The organism is Phenylobacterium soli, from assembly GCF_003254475.1.
Taxonomy (GTDB): domain Bacteria; phylum Pseudomonadota; class Alphaproteobacteria; order Caulobacterales; family Caulobacteraceae; genus Phenylobacterium; species Phenylobacterium soli.
The window spans coordinates 979341-995003 of sequence record NZ_QFYQ01000001.1 but is presented as its reverse complement, the minus strand read 5'-3'; the positions used below and the strand labels follow the sequence as shown (position 1 = coordinate 995003).

Genomic DNA, 15663 nt, shown 5'->3' with positions numbered 1-15663 from the left:
CGATCCCCCATCCGGGATTCCTGGGATGGCCTGGGCATGAAACGCACAACGTGGCCGTAAGGCTGCTTTGTTGATCCCCGAATTTCGAGAGCCCCAAACGGAAAGAGCCCGGCCTCGCGGCCGGGCTCTCCCTAGAGACTTCCGAAGAAGCCGTCGTCAGATCGAGATCAGAAGTTGATGTCGATGGTCGAACGACGGTTCAGCGGCTCCTTCACACCGTCGCCGGTCTGCACGGCCGGTTGGGTCTCGCCCTTCCAGTCGACAGCCAGGGCGGTCTGGTTCACGCCCAGGCCCACCAGGGCGTCGGCGACCGCTTTGGCGCGGCGCTCCGACAGACGCTGGTTGTAGGCCGTGGAGCCCGAGGTGTCGGTGTGGCCGACGACCACGACCTTGGTCGCATGGCCGTCGTTCGCGTACTTGGCCGCTTCCTGCACGACCTGCTGCGCTTCCGGCGTCAGGATGTACTGGTCGAAGGGGAAGTACACGATGAACTGCTTCGCCTCGAAGGCCGGCGGCGGAGGCGGCGGCGGCGGAGGCGGAGGCGGCGGGGGAGGCGGCGGCGGCGGCGGGGGCGGCGGCGGCGGAGGCGGCGGCGGCGCGAACGAGTAGCGCAGGCCGAGCGTCAGCGAGTCGTCCTTGTACTTGCCCTTGAAGGTGCCGGGCTGCAGGCCGGCCGCGGCCGAGCCGGTGGACGCGAAGGTCGAGTCCGCGCCGCTCAGGTAGCGGTAGGTCAGGTCGACGTTCAGGCGGTCGGTGGCCTTCCAGGCCAGGCCGGCCAGCACCTGCCAGGCGAACGAGGTGTCGTCGTCGTCGATGGTCAGGTTCTGGATCGCCGGGTTGGTCGCGGAGATCACGCCCGGGATGTTGGAGAACTGGCCGTTCGCCTTCACCGACAGGTGGTTCACGCCGACGCCGGCGCCGATGAACGGATTGAGGTTCGACTCCGGCAGGATGTCGTAGATGACGTTGCCGAGGACGGTCCACGACTTCATGTCGCCGTCCGGCGAGCCGCAGTTCGGCGCCGTGGCCGAGCGGATCACACCGGGGGTGCAGAGGCCGATGACGGCTTGGTTCGAGCCGCCGCGGACCGAGTCGAGGTCACCGCCGCGATAGCCGAGCTCGAGCTCGACGCGCCAGTGATCGCTGACCTGGTAGCCAAGGCGCGCGAAGCCCGCCCAGTCTTCCTTCTGGTTGAAATCCCAGGTGTAGGGGATGCCGTTGGCGGCGTTCGTCGAAGAGGTCGCCCGGAGGCCTTCCGGCCAGTGGTAGCCGAGATCGACCGCGCCGTACCAACCGGGTTGCGCGGCAGCGCCGGAAGCGGTGAACACCGCGGCCATTGCGGCTCCCGCCAGGAGTTTGAACTTCATTCTCAGAGCCCTCTCGTTGCCCTCAGTGCTGCGGCCAATTGACCCAGCGGTTCTTATATCAAGGCCCCTCGGTCACGTAAGTGTCGCCGAAGCCACACTCAGTCCGCAATCTCGGGGCCCGTTTCAGCCTAGGCCAGGACCTTAGACGATGATCCCCTCTGCAATGGATGCGGAGGCGGGGAGACAGACTCCCCGACGATGGTCCTGATGGGCCTGGCGTCCATCCGAACCATCGAAGCTTGTGTAAAATCTTAATGCAGCACCTGCGCTCGACCGGCGCGCCCTACGCGCCAAGGCCGGAGAAGTCTTTGGATTTGCTTGTAAAGTGGACGCGAGGTCGCAGCGCCAATTTGGCGTCGCAAACGCTTCCGCAAGCTCCGGATCGGTGCCTACCGGCGACATTCAGCCCCACTGAACAGCCCTACGCGCCCCAATGTTGCGCCGCCCCTTAACGCCCACGGCTGCGCTTGGTTCCGTGATCTATCTCAAGTTTTCCGCCGCAATTTAGGCGCCGATCAGCCCGCGTTGCGGCGGGCCATCCGGCGGCGACCGCCAAGCGCGTCGGGCCGGTTCAGCTCGGCGCGGAATCCGTCCCGCCGTTCGTGCACCGAGGCGATCACCAGGCCCATCGGCACGCCGATCTCCACCAGCACCGCCTCGGAGAGCTGCAGGCTCGCCTCGACGGTCTCCGGCACCGCGTCCGTGGCGCCCAGCTCGTAGAGCCGCTTGGCGTGGCGGGCGTCGCGGGCCCTCGCCACAATGGTTAGATCGGGACGCAGCTGGCGTGCAACCTCTACGATAGTTTCCGCCCCTTCCGGATTGTCCATGGTGACGACCAAGGCCGCCGCCTCGGCCAGGCCGCAGCGCATCAGGAACTCGGGGCGCGAGGCGTCGCCGAAATAGACCCGCGCGCCGGCGTGGCGGCCGGCCTCGACCAGCCGCTGGTCCTCCTCCCCGGCCACCCAGGCGATCTCGTGGGCGTTCAGCATCTCGCCCACCAGCTTGCCGACCCGGCCATAGCCCGCCACCAGCACCTTCGGGCCCGGCGCAGCCTCCGGGTTCGGCGGCAGGTCGGGCGGGGCGGCCCGCCGGCCGCCGATGCGCGCGCCCGCCGTCGCCAGGGCGGGGATGGCGATCATCGTCAGGGTGACGGCGACCAGCACGCTCTGGCCGAGCGGTGCGGATACGAGCCCGCCCTCCATGGCCTGGCCGAGGATCACGAACGCGAACTCGCCCCCCGCCGCCAGCAACAGCCCCGCCTCGAGGGCGCTGCGCCAGGGCAGGCGGAAGAGCAGCGCCAGGCCGAAGACCACGGTGGCGTTCAGCGTCACCAGGCCCGCCGCCAGGCCGAGCACGGTCGCCGGATGGTCGAGCAGCAGGGGCACGTTGAGCCCGATTCCCACCGAGACGAAGAACAGGCCGAGCAGCAGGCCCTTGAACGGCTCGATCACCACCTCGACTTCGTGCCGGAACTCAGTCTCGGCGAGGAGCAGGCCGGCGATGAAGGCGCCCAGCGGCATGGAGAGGCCGGCGAAAGCGCTGACCAGGCCCGAGCCGATCACCACCAGCAGGCAGGCGGCCACGAACAGCTCCTCGCTCTTGGCCTTGGCCACCGAGCGCAGCATCGGCCGCAGGAGCAGCCGGCCGATGACCACCAGGGTGGCGATGCCCAGCACCGCCGGCGCGAAGGCGACCAGCAGGTTGGGCGTCAGCACCGCGTCGGCCTGGCGGCCGAGCAGGGCCAGGCCGACCAGCATCGGCGCGACTGCCAGATCCTGGAACAGCAGCACCGAGAAGGTGGCGCGCCCGGCCATGGTGTGCTGGCGATGGCTCTCGGCGAGCGTCGGCATGATCACCGCCGTCGACGACAGCGACAGGGCGCAGCCTAGCGAGATCGCCGCGCCCAGTGGCTGGCCGAGCGCCAGGGCCGTGCCCGCCCCCGCCGCCATGCAGACCAGCACCTGGGCCGCGCCGAGCCCGAAGACGAAGCGGCGCATCCGCCGCAGCCGCTCCCAGGAGAGCTCCAGCCCGATGGTGAACAGCAGGAACACCACCCCGAACTCGGCGAGCTGGGCGACCTCGTCGGGATTGTCGATGGTCAGGGCCGAGAGCCAGCTCACCTCGTGCGCCAGCCGGCCGAGCCCATAGGGGCCGAGCAGAACGCCCGCCGCCAGGAACCCGAGGATTGGGCTCACGCGCCAGCGCCGGAACAGCGGCACCACCACCCCGGCGGTGGCCAGGAACAGCACCACGTCCTTGTAGGCGCCCGGCTGGACGTGGCTTTCCATCAGCGCTCCTGGGTTCGCGACGACTTCGATTGGTCACTATGACCTAGGCCCGCCCGCTTGCGGAATCCCCCCAAAGGCATAGAGACGCCGCCATGCGCCCGATCGTCTTCGCCTCCGTCGCCACCTTCGCCCTCGCGCCGATTGGCGCCAGCGCCCAGATGTCAGGCCCGATCATGGTCTCCGATGCCTGGAGCCGGCCGGCCGTGCAGGGCACCACCGGCGCCGGCTTCATGACCTTGATGAACCATGGCAAGACGCCCCAGGCCCTGGTGAAGGTCGAGAGCCCGCTGGCGCGCAAGGTGGAGATCCATCGCTCGGCCATGACCGGTGGGGTGATGACGATGACCGCCCAGTCCAAGGTGGATATCCCGCCGGCCGGCATGGTGACCTTCGCGCCCGGCGGCTACCACCTGATGTTCATGGGCCTCGCCAAGGCCCTGAAGGCCGGGGACAAACTGCCCGCCACGCTCACCTTCACCGGCGGCCGCAAGGTCAAGGTCGACTTCGCCGTCGGCGCGGGCGCGCCGGGGGGCGCCGCGGGGGCGATGGACCATATGGATCATAAGGGCCACTGAACCCGGCCTGCCATATCAGGGGAGCTGATCTCCCCGGCTTCCTGATCGTGACGAAAAAATAACGTCCCTATTCCGCTGGGAGAGGGCATGGTCGCGCCAGTGAACTATTCGGGGTGAGATCTATCCTATGAAGACCTTCTGGTTTGCGGCCGCCGCGGCGACCGCCCTCCTCGCCGCTTGTCCGGCGCTGGCCGAGACGGCTGCGCCCGCCGCCGCGACGGCAGGCCCCGCGACCGACCTCACCAAGGCGCCGCGCCTTGGGACCTGGGGCTACGACCTCTCCAGCCGCGACCTCGCCGTGAGCCCTGGCGACGACTTCTTCCAGTACGCCAACGGCGCGTACCTCAAGACCCTGCAGATCCCGGCCGACCGCACCCGCTACGGCTCCTTCGACGTGCTCAACGAGCTGTCGCAGAACCGCATGCGCGCCGTGGTCGACAAGGCCGCCGCGGACAAGGCCGCCACGGGCGAGCGCGCCAAGGTCGGCGCCCTCTACCGCAGCTTCCTCGACGAGCAGAAGGTCGAGGCGCTCGGCGCCAAGCCGATGGCGGCCGACCTCGCCCGGGTGAAGGCGGCCAAGTCCAAGAGCGACATCGCCCGCATGATGGGCGCCTCCATGGCCGGCTTCGGCGGTTCCATCTTCTCGGCCGGCATGGCCGAGGACGCCAAGGACCCGGACCACTATGCGGTCTATCTCGGCCAGGCCGGCCTCGGCATGCCGGACCGCGACTACTACCTGCAGCCCAGCTTCGCCCCGCAGAAGGCCAAGTACGAGCAGTACGTGGCGAAGATGCTGACCCTGGCCCATTGGCCCAAGCCGGCCGAGAACGCCAAGGCGATCGTCGCCTTCGAGACGGAGATCGCGAAGGCCTCCTGGACCCGCGCCGAGCGGCGCGACGACGTCAAGATGTACAACGCCACGCCCGTGGCGGAGCTGCCCAAGCTGGCTCCCGGCTTCGACTGGAGCGCCTTCCTGACCGGCGCCAGGCTCACCAAGGTCAACCAGGTGGTGGTCGGGGAGAAGACCGCCTTCCCGAAGATCGCGGAGCTCTACGCCAAGACCCCGCTCGAGACGCTCAAGGCCTGGGAGGCCTTCACCCTCGCCGACCAGGCCGCGCCCTACCTGACGAAGGCCTTCGACGAGGCGCACTTCGATTTCCACAACAAGACCCTGGCCGGCCAACAGGCCGAGCAGCCGCGCTGGAAGCGTGGGGTCTCCCTGGTCGACACCCAGATCGGCGAGGCGCTCGGCAAGGTCTATGTGGCCGACTACTTCCCGCCGGAGAGCAAGGCCAAGATGCTGGCCCTGGTGGGCGACATCCGCACGGCCATGAAGGCGCGGATCGAGAAGCTCGACTGGATGAGCCCGCAGACCAAGGAAAAAGCGCTCGAGAAGCTCGCCACCCTGCGGGTCAAGATCGGCTACCCGGATAAGTGGCGCGACTACTCCGGCCTGGTGATCAAGGACGGCGATCTCTACGGCAACGTGCAGCGCGCCGCCGCCTTCGACTGGAACTTCCGGGTGGGCCGCCTCGGCGGCCCGGTGGACAAGGCCGAGTGGGGCATGACCCCGCCGACCATCAATGCCTACTACAACCCGACCGGCAACGAGATCGTCTTCCCGGCCGCCATCCTGCAGCCGCCGTTCTTCGACCCGGACGGCGACCCGGCCATCAACTATGGCGGCATCGGCGGGGTGATCGGCCACGAGCTGACCCACGGCTTCGACGACGAGGGCCGCCGCTACGACGCGAAGGGCCGGCTCACCGACTGGTGGACGCCTGAGGACGCCAAGCGCTTCGAAGCCGAGGCGGCCAAGCTCGGCAAGGAGTACTCGGCCTTCGAGGTCCTGCCTGGCGCGAAGATCAACGGCGACCTGACCATGGGCGAGAACATCGCCGACCTCGGCGGCCTGCTATTGGCGCTCGACGCCTATCACGCCTCGCTGAAGGGCCAGCCGGCGCCGGTGATCGATGGCCTGACCGGCGAACAGCGGGTGTTCCTGGGCTGGGCCCAGGTGTGGCGAGGCAAGATGCGCGAGGACCGTCTGCGCCAGCAGCTGGTCTCCGACCCGCACTCGCCCAACCAGGCGCGGGTCGACGTGCCGATTCGCAACATCGACGCCTTCTACGAGGCGTTCGGCGTGAAGCCCGGCGAGAAGATGTACGTCGCCCCGGCGGACCGCGTGCGGATCTGGTGACTTCTTCCCTCCCCCTCACGGGGATGGGACCTCCGCGAAGCGGACAGGGTGGGGAGGTGCGGGGACAGGCGGGAGCCTGGCCCTGGTCGCCCCACCCTTCTCGCGCCGTTCGTCACCCGCCCTGAAGGACAGGGACGTTTTTGACGCTGACGCTAAAAATTCGCTTTTGACAAAAATTTGGCCCGCTGCGGGGGATAATCGCAGCGGGCCTCATCTTGAGCAGTCGCTCTAATGAGCGGGCGTTTCCTCCCCGAAACGCCGGAGACCTCGGGACTAGTCGCCTTCATGTCTCTCGCCACATGAAGGAACGGCAATTTTCTGCCTGAGTCAACGGTCAGCAGCGCAGTTCCCGGCAAGGCTGGATCAGAATTTCGCGAGCGGACAAAAATTTACGCCGTTTTTTGACAGAACCGTCAAATAACGCGTTCGGCCAGTCGCGCCTTCAGGCGCTCGAACGGTGGGCAGCCGACCTCGAAGACGAAGTCCGGACGCGCCGCCGTGACGGGCCCAAGCCCTGCGGCGGTGAGCGCCAGGGAGGCGTCGGCCAGCTGGCCGGCATCGACCAGCAGGCCGTGCGGCCGCTTCGAGGCGCCGGCCGCCACCAGTCGGTCGACCGCGGCCGTTTCCTCCGCCCCGCCGGTAGCCGGCCAGGTGAGGGTGGCGCTGTTTCGCGCCGCGGTCCGCGCCTCGACGATCCGCAGCAGCCGCTCGGCCGCGGCCGCCTGGGTCTGGCTCCAGCGCGCCTGGAGGCTCGCCGCGAGCTGGGCCTGGCTCTTCAGGATCAGTCCGTCTGAGATCACCTTGAGCCCGTTCGCGACCAGGGTCGCGCCGGTGGTGGTGATGTCGACCACCAGCTCGGCCGCGCCGGACGCCGGCGCGCCTTCGGTGGCGCCCGACGATTCTGTGATCCGATAGTCGACCACCCCGTGGCGGGCGAAGAAGGCGCGGGTCTGGGCCAGGTACTTGGTGGCCACCCGCATCCGCCGGCCGGTGCGGGCCAGGTGCTCGTGGGCCACCTCCTCGAGGTCGGCCATGGTCTCCACGTCGAGCCAGCTCTTAGGGGCCGCCACCACCAGGTCGGCGCGGCCGAAGCCCAGCGCCTTGAGCAGCATGACCCGCGCGTCGAGATCCTCGCCCCGCTCGCGCAGCAGGTCCTCGCCGGTGATCCCGAGGTGGACCTCGCCGGCGTCCAGGGCGTCGGCGATGTCGGAGGCGGACAGCAGCCGCACCTGGGCGTCGGGCAGGCGCCTCAGCCTGGCGATGTAGCCGCGCGCCCCGCCCACCGACTGCAGGTCGAGCCCGCAGTCGCCCAGCCATTCCTCCACCTGTTCCTTGAGGCGGCCCTTGGAGGGCACGGCGATGATCAGGGGACCGCTCATGCCTCGCCTCCCGCGAACGCGCGCCAGGGCCGCACCATGCAGCCCACCGCCCGGCCCGACTGGCCGCCCAGCCGGGCGAGCAGGCCGTCATAGCGGCCGCCGACGGCCACCGGCCGCTCCGCGCCAAGGGCCTGGCTGCGGATCTCGAAGGTCAGGCCGTCGTAGTAGTCGAAGGCGTGGCCGAGGGCCGGGGCGAACCGCATGGCCTCCACGGGCGCGGCCTCGGCCAGGGCTTCCAGGCGCACCAGCCAGTCGTCCAGCGCCTTGTCCAAGGCCGGCGCCTTGCGGCCCGCCAGCGCCTTGACCTTCGGCAGGCCGGCGGCCGGGACGTCGGAGATGGCCATGAACTCGCCGATGGCGCGGGCTTCGGCGAGGCCCAGCGCCGGCGCCGCGGCCGCGTCGGAGCGGCGCGCCAGCCGGGCGGCGATCTCGGCGGGCCGTCGTCCGCCCACCGGCTCGATGCCGGCCAGGGCCCAGACCTCTTCCAGCAAAGCCGTCGCCTCCTCGGGCGAGCGCCCGGCCAGGAGCCCCGCGAGCCGGCTGCTCTCGAGCGCCTCTTTGGGCGCCTCGCCGGCCCGCGCCAGCTCGGCGGCCAGCATCCGGGGCCGGCCGGCCACCCGCTTCAGCCGCGCGGCGAGCGCCGCCGGCAGGGAGAGCGAGTCGATGAAGGCGCTGAACAGCCCCACATCGCCCAGCCAGAGCGTCAGGTCCTTGCGCCCGCCGGCTGCGGCCGCCCGCCAGGCGGCGGCGGCGATCTCGGCGTCGGCCGGCGGCGCGGCTTCGCCGGCGGGGGCGAACTGCTCCACCCCCATCTGCACGAACTCGTCCGGCTCCTCGCCGCGCGCGGCCCGGAACGCCGGACCCTCGTAGAAATAGCGCCCCGAGGCGCCCCCGCCCTCAATATGCCTGCGCGCCACCGCGACGGTGAAGTCGGGCCGCAGGCAGGCCTCGGAACCGCCCTCGGCCTGGACCACGAACAGTCGCGCCCGCATCGCCTCGCCGGCGAGGTCGAGCAGCAGGCCGAGCGGCTGCAGGATCGGCGCGTCGACCGCCTGCGCGTTCGGCGTCAGGGCGGCGCGGATCCGCCCGAGCGCCTCGGGCGGGACGGGGGGCTCGGTTCTCACGGGCGGGGGTCCAGGATCTTCTTGATGGTCGCCACCAGCTCGCTACGGGCGACGGTCGCCTGGCCCGGGCGCTCGGCGCGCCAGGCGGCGTTGTCGGTGACCCCCTTGGCCAGCTCGCGGCCGAGGTCGAGGTCTTTCACCGTGGCGGTCCCGGCGGCGAACTCGTCCTCGCCGATGATCACCGCCGCCGGCGACAGCCGCCGGTCGGCGTACTTCATCTGCGCCTTCATCCCCGACTGGCCCAGGTAGACCTCGGCCGGCAGCCCGGCGGCGCGCAACTCGCCGGCCACCGCGAAATAGTCGGCCATCCGCGCCTGGTCGAAGACGATCACCACCACCGGCCCACGCACGTCGGACGCTGCATCCTTGCCGGCCGCTCGCAGGGCCGCCGCCAGGCGCGAGACGCCGAAGGAGAAGCCCGTGGCCGGGGTGCGCTCGCCGGTGAAGCGGGCCACCAGGTCGTCGTAGCGGCCGCCGCCGCCGACCGAGCCGAAGCGCACCGGCTGACCCTTCTCGTCGGTGGCGTCGAGCAGCAGCTCGGCCTCGAACACCGCCCCGGTGTAGTACTCGAGCCCGCGCACGACGGACGGATCGAACACCGCCTGCGCGGCCCCGACCCCGAGGCTCGTCAGCGCTGCGTCGATCGCCGCCAGCTCCGCCAGGCCCTCGTCGCCCTCGGCCGACCCGCCGATGACATTGGCCAGCTGGCCGAGCGTGTCGCCCCGGCCTGCGCCGGCCTCGGTGAAGGCGAGCACCCGCTCGGCGGCGGCCGCGCTCAGGCCCGCGCCCTTGGTGAAGGCGCCGGACTCATCGAGACGCCCCTCGCCGAGCAGCAGGCGCACGCCCTCCGGGCCCAGTCGGTCGAGCTTGTCCACCGCCCGCAGCACCGCGAGCTTCTGGCCGTCGTCGGCGACGCCGGCCGAGGCCATCAGGCCATTGAGCAGCTTGCGGCTGTTGATCTTCAGGATCGCCGCGCCGGCCGGCACGCCGGCGGCCACCAGGCCTTCCGCGGCCATGGCGATGATCTCGGCGTCCGCCTCCGGGCGAGCCGAGCCCACCGTGTCGGCGTCGCACTGGACGAACTCGCGGAAGCGGCCCGGGCCCGGCTTCTCGTTGCGCCACACCGGACCGTAGGCATAGCGCCGGAAAGGCTTGGGCAGGGTCTCCCAGTTCTGGGCGGCGAAGCGGGCGAGCGGCGCGGTGAGATCGTAGCGCAGCGCCATCCACTGCCCAGAATCCGTATCTGGGTCGTCCTGCAGGGCGAAGACGCCCTCGTTCGGGCGGTCGGCGTCGGGCAGGAACTTACCCAGGGCGTCGGCGTACTCGAACGCCGGCGTCTCCAGCGGCTCGAAGCCGTAGCGCTCGTAGATCGCCGAGACGGCGGTCAGGATCTTCCGCTCCGCCACCAGGTCACGGGCGCGTCGGTCGATGAAGCCGCGCGGGGTGCGGGCCTCGGGGCGCTGGATGTCGCTCATGGCGCCGCGCTTAGCCTCTGCGGCGGCGTCACTCAAGGAAGGCTTGCTCGGAAGGTCCATCGGTCGGTCCTAAGGGTAGGTCTCGACGGACGGAGCCAAGGGGAGCCCCGTCCGCATTGGCGGGGCTCGGTGGGGGCTTGCGCTTAGGCCAGACGCTCCCAGGCCGATCCCGCGGGGGTCGGATGGTGGTGGTGGCCGTGATGATGCGAAAAACCGCTCATGGGGCTGGGCCTATAGCGGGGATATGTGAAGAAAGCGAGTCGGCGGCCCCAGCTGCGCCTCTGCCCGGGTCACGCCTTCAGCCGGGCGATCAGCGCCGCCGTCGACGGGTCGTGGTGGCCGGCCGTCCCGCCCTCCAGCTCGCCCAGCACGCGGCTCGCCAGGGACTTGCCGAGCTCGACGCCCCACTGGTCGAAGCTGTTGATCCCCCAGAGCACGCCCTCGACGAAGACCTTGTGCTCATGGAGCGCGATCAGCGCGCCGAGCCGCTCCGGGTCCAGCCGCTCGAGCACGAGGAAGCTTGAGGGCCGGTTCCCCTCGAAGGTGCGCTGCGGGGTGAGCGCCGCGATCTCGGCGGCGGGCAATCCCTTGGCCTCCAGTTCGGCTCGCACCTCGGCCGCGGGCCGGCCGACCAGCAGCGCCTCGGCCTGGGCGATGGCGTTGGCCAGCAGCTTCTTCTGCGCCGCGGGGTCGCCGTCCGTCGCCTCGCGCACGGCCAGGATGTCCACCGGCACGACGTCCGTCCCCTGGTGCAGAAGCTGAAAGAAGGCGTGCTGGCCGTTGGTGCCCGCATCGCCGAACACCGAGGCGGCGGTGAGCTGGCTCACCGGCCGCCCGTCCGCCGTCACCGACTTGCCGTTCGACTCCATCTCCAGCTGCTGCAGGAAGGCCGGGAACAGGCGAAGCCGCTGCGAATAGGGCACGACCGCCCGGATCGGCCGGCCAAGGGCGTTGCGGTTGAAGACGTGCGCCAGGGCCAGGAGCACCGGGGCGTTGGCCTCCAGGGGCGCAGTGCGGAAATGATCGTCCATGGCCGCCGCGCCGGCCAGCAGCCGCTCGAAGACCTCGAAGCCCAGGGCCACCGCGCAGGAGAGGCCCACCGCCGACCAGATCGAATAGCGGCCGCCGACCCAGTCCCAGAAGGCGAACACCTGCTCGGCCGGCACGCCGAAGGCCTGGGCCTTGTCCGGCGCGGCCGACACCGCCACTAGGTGCGCGTCCGAGGCCGGTCCCAGCGCGGCCCGCAGCCAGGCGCGCGCCGCCTCGCCGTTGGCCAGGGTCTCCTGGGTCGTGAAGCTCTTCGAAACCACCACCACCAGGGTTTCGGCCGGATCGAGCCCGGCCAGGGCCTGGGCCAGTTCGGCCGGGTCGACGTTGGCCGCGAAGCGCAGTTCGATCGTGGGCTCCAGCGGCTTCAAAGCCTCCCAGATCAGTCGCGGCCCGAGGTCCGAGCCGCCGATGCCGATGTGCACGATGGCGCGGAAGGCCTTGCCGGTCGCGCCCTTCAGCTCGCCCGAGCGCACGGCCCTGGCGAAGGCGGCCATCTTCGCCCGCGTCGCCTCGACCTCGCCCGAGACGGCCACGCCGGCGGCCTTGAAGTCCGCGCCCGCGGGCGCGCGCAGCGCCATGTGCAGGGCCGGCCGCGCTTCCGAGGCGTTGACGATCGCGCCGGCGAACAGCGCCTCGCGCGCCGGCTCGACGCCGGCCATCTGCGCCAGCACCAGGGCGGTGACCAGGTCGTCCAGCGACCAGGGCTGCTTGGAGAGGTCGATGAACAGCCCGGCGGCCGTCACGCTCAGCCGCTCCGCCCGGCCGGGCTCGGTCTCGAACAGCGACAGGATCTCGCTGTCCTGGGCCGTCTCCCCGGCCGCCAGCAGGCGGCGCCAGGCGTAGTCGATGGCGGAAGCGTCGGTCGCGGGCGGGCTCTGATCGTCCATGGCGCTCATTCTATTGTGCGGATGCGTACTTAACGCTGCAGCCGTACGGACGGGTCACGGGATGCGAGATCGGTTTGCCGGCCTTCAGCTCGGCGAGCGCCTCCAGCACATAGTCCTCGGCTCCCTTCAGGCTCTCGGGATCGACATAGGGCCGGTCGTCGATGCCGCCCATGTAGACCAGCTTCCCCGCCTCATCGATGATGAACATGTGCGGCGTGACCTTGGCCTCGTAGGCGCGCGCCACCCGGGCTTCAGGATCGAGCAGGATGTCGCTCGCCCGGCTCTTCTCCCTGGTGCGCCAGGCCCGCGCCTGCGCCGGGGTCATGTAGCCCGCGCTGTCCGGCGCGTCCGAGATCACCGTCAGCCAGACCACGCCCGCCTTCGCCGCCTCCGCCTGCTGGCGCTGCATGTTGCCGGCGTCATAGTGCTTGTGGGTGTAGGGGCAGGCGTCGCTCGCCCATTCCAGCACCACCGTGCGCCCCCTGAACTCCGACAGCGAGCGGGTGCGGCCGGCGGCGTCGCGGGCGCGGAAATCCGGCGCCGGCGCGCCCAGGACCGGTTGCGCCAGGGCGGGCGCGGCGAGCGCCAGCAGTGCGACGAGGATGGCGGCCAACTTGCTCATGCTCGCCAGAGGGCCCCTGTCAGGATTTTCGGGCGGCGGTCTCCAAGGCCTTGATGACCATGCCCTGGGTCAGGATCGCCGGCAGGATAGCCGGCTCGCCGCCGTTGGCGCCATAGACCAGATAGAGCGGCACCCCGGCCCGGCCGAAGCGGGCGAGCTCGCCGGCGATCACCGGGTCGCGCTTGGTCCAGTCGGCCTTGAGGTAGCTGATCCCGTTGGCCTTCATGGCCTTCACCACCGGCGCGGTGGAGAGCACCACCCGGTCGTTCACCTGACAGCTCACGCACCAGGCGGCTGTGTAGTTGACGAACACCGGCTTGCCCTCGGCCCTCAGCGCCGCCAGCCGCTCGGGGCTGTAGGGCTCCGACGCGGCCTCGGCGGTCTTCGCCCCCGCGCCGTCCGCCATCGGCGTCTCGGCGTAGGCCGGCCAGATCACCGCCGCCACCGCGGCCAGGGCCAGCAGCGCCGCGGCCCCGCCGGTGGTGAGAGGACGCCGTCCGGCCGCGGCGCTTCGCTGCGCCAGGCCGGCGAGCCAGGCCGCCAGCCCCAGCACGATGGCGGCGATCAGGATGCGCGCCAGGGCCGAGGCGCCGGCCTGCAGCGTCAGCACCCACGCCAGCCAAGCGGCCGCGCCGTACATCGGAAAAGCCAGGGCTTTGCGGAACACGTCCATCCACGGCCCGGGCTTCGGCAGGCGCGTCAGCAGCCCCGGCCAGAAGGTCACCAGCACGAACGGCAAGGCAAAGCCCACGCCCAGGGCCAGGAACACCGCGAGCCCGGCGGCCGGCGACTGAGTCAGGGCCCAGCCGATCGCCGTGCCCATGAAGGGCGCCGTGCAGGGCGCGGCCACCACCACCGCCAGGGCGCCGGTGAAGACGTCGCCGATCAGGCCGCCGCGGCTGGCGAGCCCCGCGCCGAGGCCCTGCAGCGAGGTTCCCACCTCAAAGACGCCGGAAAGGTCGAGAGCGATGGCCAGCATCAGGAGCGCCAGCACGGCCACCACCGGCGGCGACTGCAACTGGAAGCCCCAGCCGATCGCCGAGCCCGCCGCCTTCAGCCCGATCAGCAGGCCCGCGAGGCCCATGAAGGTGACCAGCACCCCCACGCCGAAGGCGAGTCCGTGCCGGCGCGCCTGGGCCTCCTCGCGGCCGCCGTGGCCGGCCAGCGAGGCGGCCTTCATGGCCAGCACCGGGAAGACGCAGGGCATCAGGTTGAGGATCAGCCCGCCCAGGAAGGCGAAGACCGCCGCCGAGACGAGGCCGAAGTCCGCGCCGCCGCCCTTGCCCCGCGCCGCAGGCGGACCCAGGCCCGCCGCGCCGGCCGGCGGTGCGCCGGGCCCGGCGGTGATCTCGTAGGCCGCGTCGTCCACCGCCAGGACGCCCGCCAGGCTCTTGGGCGGGCTCGCGCCCTGGAAGGCGTAGCCCGGCGTCAGGGTCAGGGTCAGCCCGTCGGGCCCGCGCTCGGCCGCCTGCGGCTTGGCATGGTCGATGACGGTGGAGTCGTAGGGATAGAAATAGGCGTCGTGGAGATCGGCGCCCTTCAGCGGGCCGCCGGTGACCGCCAGGACGAGGCCCTTGGCGGTCTTCTCGAACACGGCCGCCAGGCCCGCCGGCTTCGGCGCCGCGGCGACGCTCGCCTCGATGGGCCGGCCCCATTTGGGATCGAGGGGCGCGGCGGCGGGCGTCACCGGCAGGGTGATCTGCAGCGCCGCGTCCTCGGGCACGCAGATCTCCTTGCAGACCAGGAAGGCGGCCGCGGCCTTCAGAGTCACCCGCTCGCCCGGCCGGGCGTCGGCCGGCGCGCTCACCGGCACGGGCAGCAGCACCTCGTCCTCGTAACCGTAGTTGACCAGCGGCCCGACCGGCAGGCGCTTCGGCGTCGGCCAGATGAACTCGCCCGCCTTCCAGCCGGCCGGCAGGGTCCAGGTAAGCCGCGTCGGCTCGCCGCTGTCGCCGGCGTTGCGCCAGTAGGTGTGCCAGCCCGGCTGGATCTTCTGGCGCAGAGCGACGTGGATCGTCTGGCCTGGCGCGATCCCCTGCGCCTCGGGCACGAGCTCGGCGCTCAGGTGGCCCGTGTTGACGGCGTCGGCCTGGGCGGCGCTCGCCACGGCCAGATGCGCCATCACGGCCGTCAGCAGGGCAGCAAGCCAGCGCATCCAGACCTCGTTCCGCCGAACCCCCGAAGATGAGGGCTATATGGCCCGTCCCATGCCGTGACGCAAAGCAAGGCTCGCCTCGCGCCCGGCGCGCGGCCATCATGAGAGAGTCGCGTTCGTCCTTCGGAGACTGATCCAGTGCCCGCCCGCTTCGACGATATCGAGATCGGCCAGGTTGTGCCGCTTGGCGCCATGGCCGTGGACCCCGACGCGCTGGCGACCTTCATCTCCGCCTTCACCCCCGGCTGGACGCTCGACCGCGGGGCCCCGGACGCCATGGTCTACGCCATCTGGGCCAAGCTCGACGCGGTGGCTCACACCGATTGGCCGCAGACCAAGCGGCTCGGCGTCGACGCGCTGCGCTGGATGCGCAATCCGCCGCCCGGCGAGCTGCTGCGCGGCCGCATGACCGTCATGGCCAAGGATCCCGTGGGCGAGGACAAGGGCATCGTGATCTGCCAGCACGACCTCTTGGACGAGGCCGGCCGGCTGGTCTTCTCCTGCCTCACCCGCGGGGTGTTCCAGCGATAGGGGCGCGGCC

The 15663-nt window shown here is 71.0% G+C and carries 11 protein-coding genes; 3 read left to right on the top strand and 8 right to left on the bottom strand.

Annotation, left to right across the window (positions count from 1 at the left end; genetic code table 11):
- Positions 1–167 precede the first annotated feature (167 nt).
- On the bottom strand, positions 168–1367 hold the full coding sequence (locus DJ017_RS05010; RefSeq protein WP_111527676.1) for an OmpA family protein: 1200 nt from the start codon (positions 1365–1367) through the stop codon (positions 168–170).
- A gap of 515 nt (positions 1368–1882) precedes the next feature.
- Positions 1883–3655 carry a cation:proton antiporter domain-containing protein gene (locus DJ017_RS05005; protein WP_111527675.1) on the bottom strand — a complete coding sequence of 591 codons (1773 nt, stop codon included), beginning with the start codon at positions 3653–3655 and terminating at the stop codon, positions 1883–1885.
- A 92-nt stretch (positions 3656–3747) separates the two neighbouring features.
- Between DJ017_RS05005 and DJ017_RS05000 the strand changes: the two genes are divergently transcribed.
- On the top strand, positions 3748–4230 hold the full coding sequence (locus DJ017_RS05000; protein ID WP_111527674.1) for a copper chaperone PCu(A)C: 483 nt from the start codon (positions 3748–3750) through the stop codon (positions 4228–4230).
- A gap of 127 nt (positions 4231–4357) precedes the next feature.
- Positions 4358–6430, top strand: a complete 2073-nt coding sequence (locus DJ017_RS04995) for a M13 family metallopeptidase (RefSeq protein ID WP_111527673.1) — start codon at positions 4358–4360, stop codon at positions 6428–6430.
- A gap of 413 nt (positions 6431–6843) precedes the next feature.
- On the opposite strand, the gene hisG is transcribed toward DJ017_RS04995, so the two are convergent.
- The 6 genes from hisG to DJ017_RS04965 form a co-directional block, all read right to left on the bottom strand.
- On the bottom strand, positions 6844–7809 hold the full coding sequence (hisG, locus tag DJ017_RS04990) for an ATP phosphoribosyltransferase (protein ID WP_111527672.1): 966 nt from the start codon (positions 7807–7809) through the stop codon (positions 6844–6846).
- Positions 7806–8933: an ATP phosphoribosyltransferase regulatory subunit gene (locus tag DJ017_RS04985; protein ID WP_111527671.1), complete on the bottom strand. Its 1128-nt coding sequence runs from the start codon at positions 8931–8933 to the stop codon at positions 7806–7808. Before DJ017_RS04985 ends, hisG begins: the two co-directional genes overlap by 4 nt.
- A complete protein-coding gene (gene hisS, locus DJ017_RS04980) occupies positions 8930–10408 on the bottom strand; it encodes a histidine--tRNA ligase (RefSeq protein WP_111527670.1) in 1479 nt (492 codons plus the stop codon). Before hisS ends, DJ017_RS04985 begins: the two co-directional genes overlap by 4 nt.
- 290 nt (positions 10409–10698) lie before the next feature.
- Positions 10699–12345 (bottom strand): glucose-6-phosphate isomerase, encoded by a 1647-nt coding sequence (pgi, locus tag DJ017_RS04975; RefSeq protein ID WP_111529977.1) that lies wholly within the window; start codon positions 12343–12345, stop codon positions 10699–10701.
- A 10-nt stretch (positions 12346–12355) separates the two neighbouring features.
- Positions 12356–12967 carry a redoxin domain-containing protein gene (locus DJ017_RS04970; protein ID WP_111527669.1) on the bottom strand — a complete coding sequence of 204 codons (612 nt, stop codon included), beginning with the start codon at positions 12965–12967 and terminating at the stop codon, positions 12356–12358.
- A gap of 19 nt (positions 12968–12986) precedes the next feature.
- Entirely contained in the window at positions 12987–15122 is a 2136-nt protein-coding gene (locus DJ017_RS04965) for a protein-disulfide reductase DsbD family protein (protein ID WP_111527668.1), read from the bottom strand.
- A gap of 138 nt (positions 15123–15260) precedes the next feature.
- On the opposite strand from DJ017_RS04965, the gene DJ017_RS04960 reads away from it, so the two are divergent.
- The gene (locus tag DJ017_RS04960; RefSeq protein WP_111527667.1) at positions 15261–15653 is read left to right on the top strand and encodes a hotdog family protein; all 393 of its coding nucleotides are present in this window, start codon (positions 15261–15263) and stop codon (positions 15651–15653) included.
- Positions 15654–15663 lie beyond the last annotated feature (10 nt).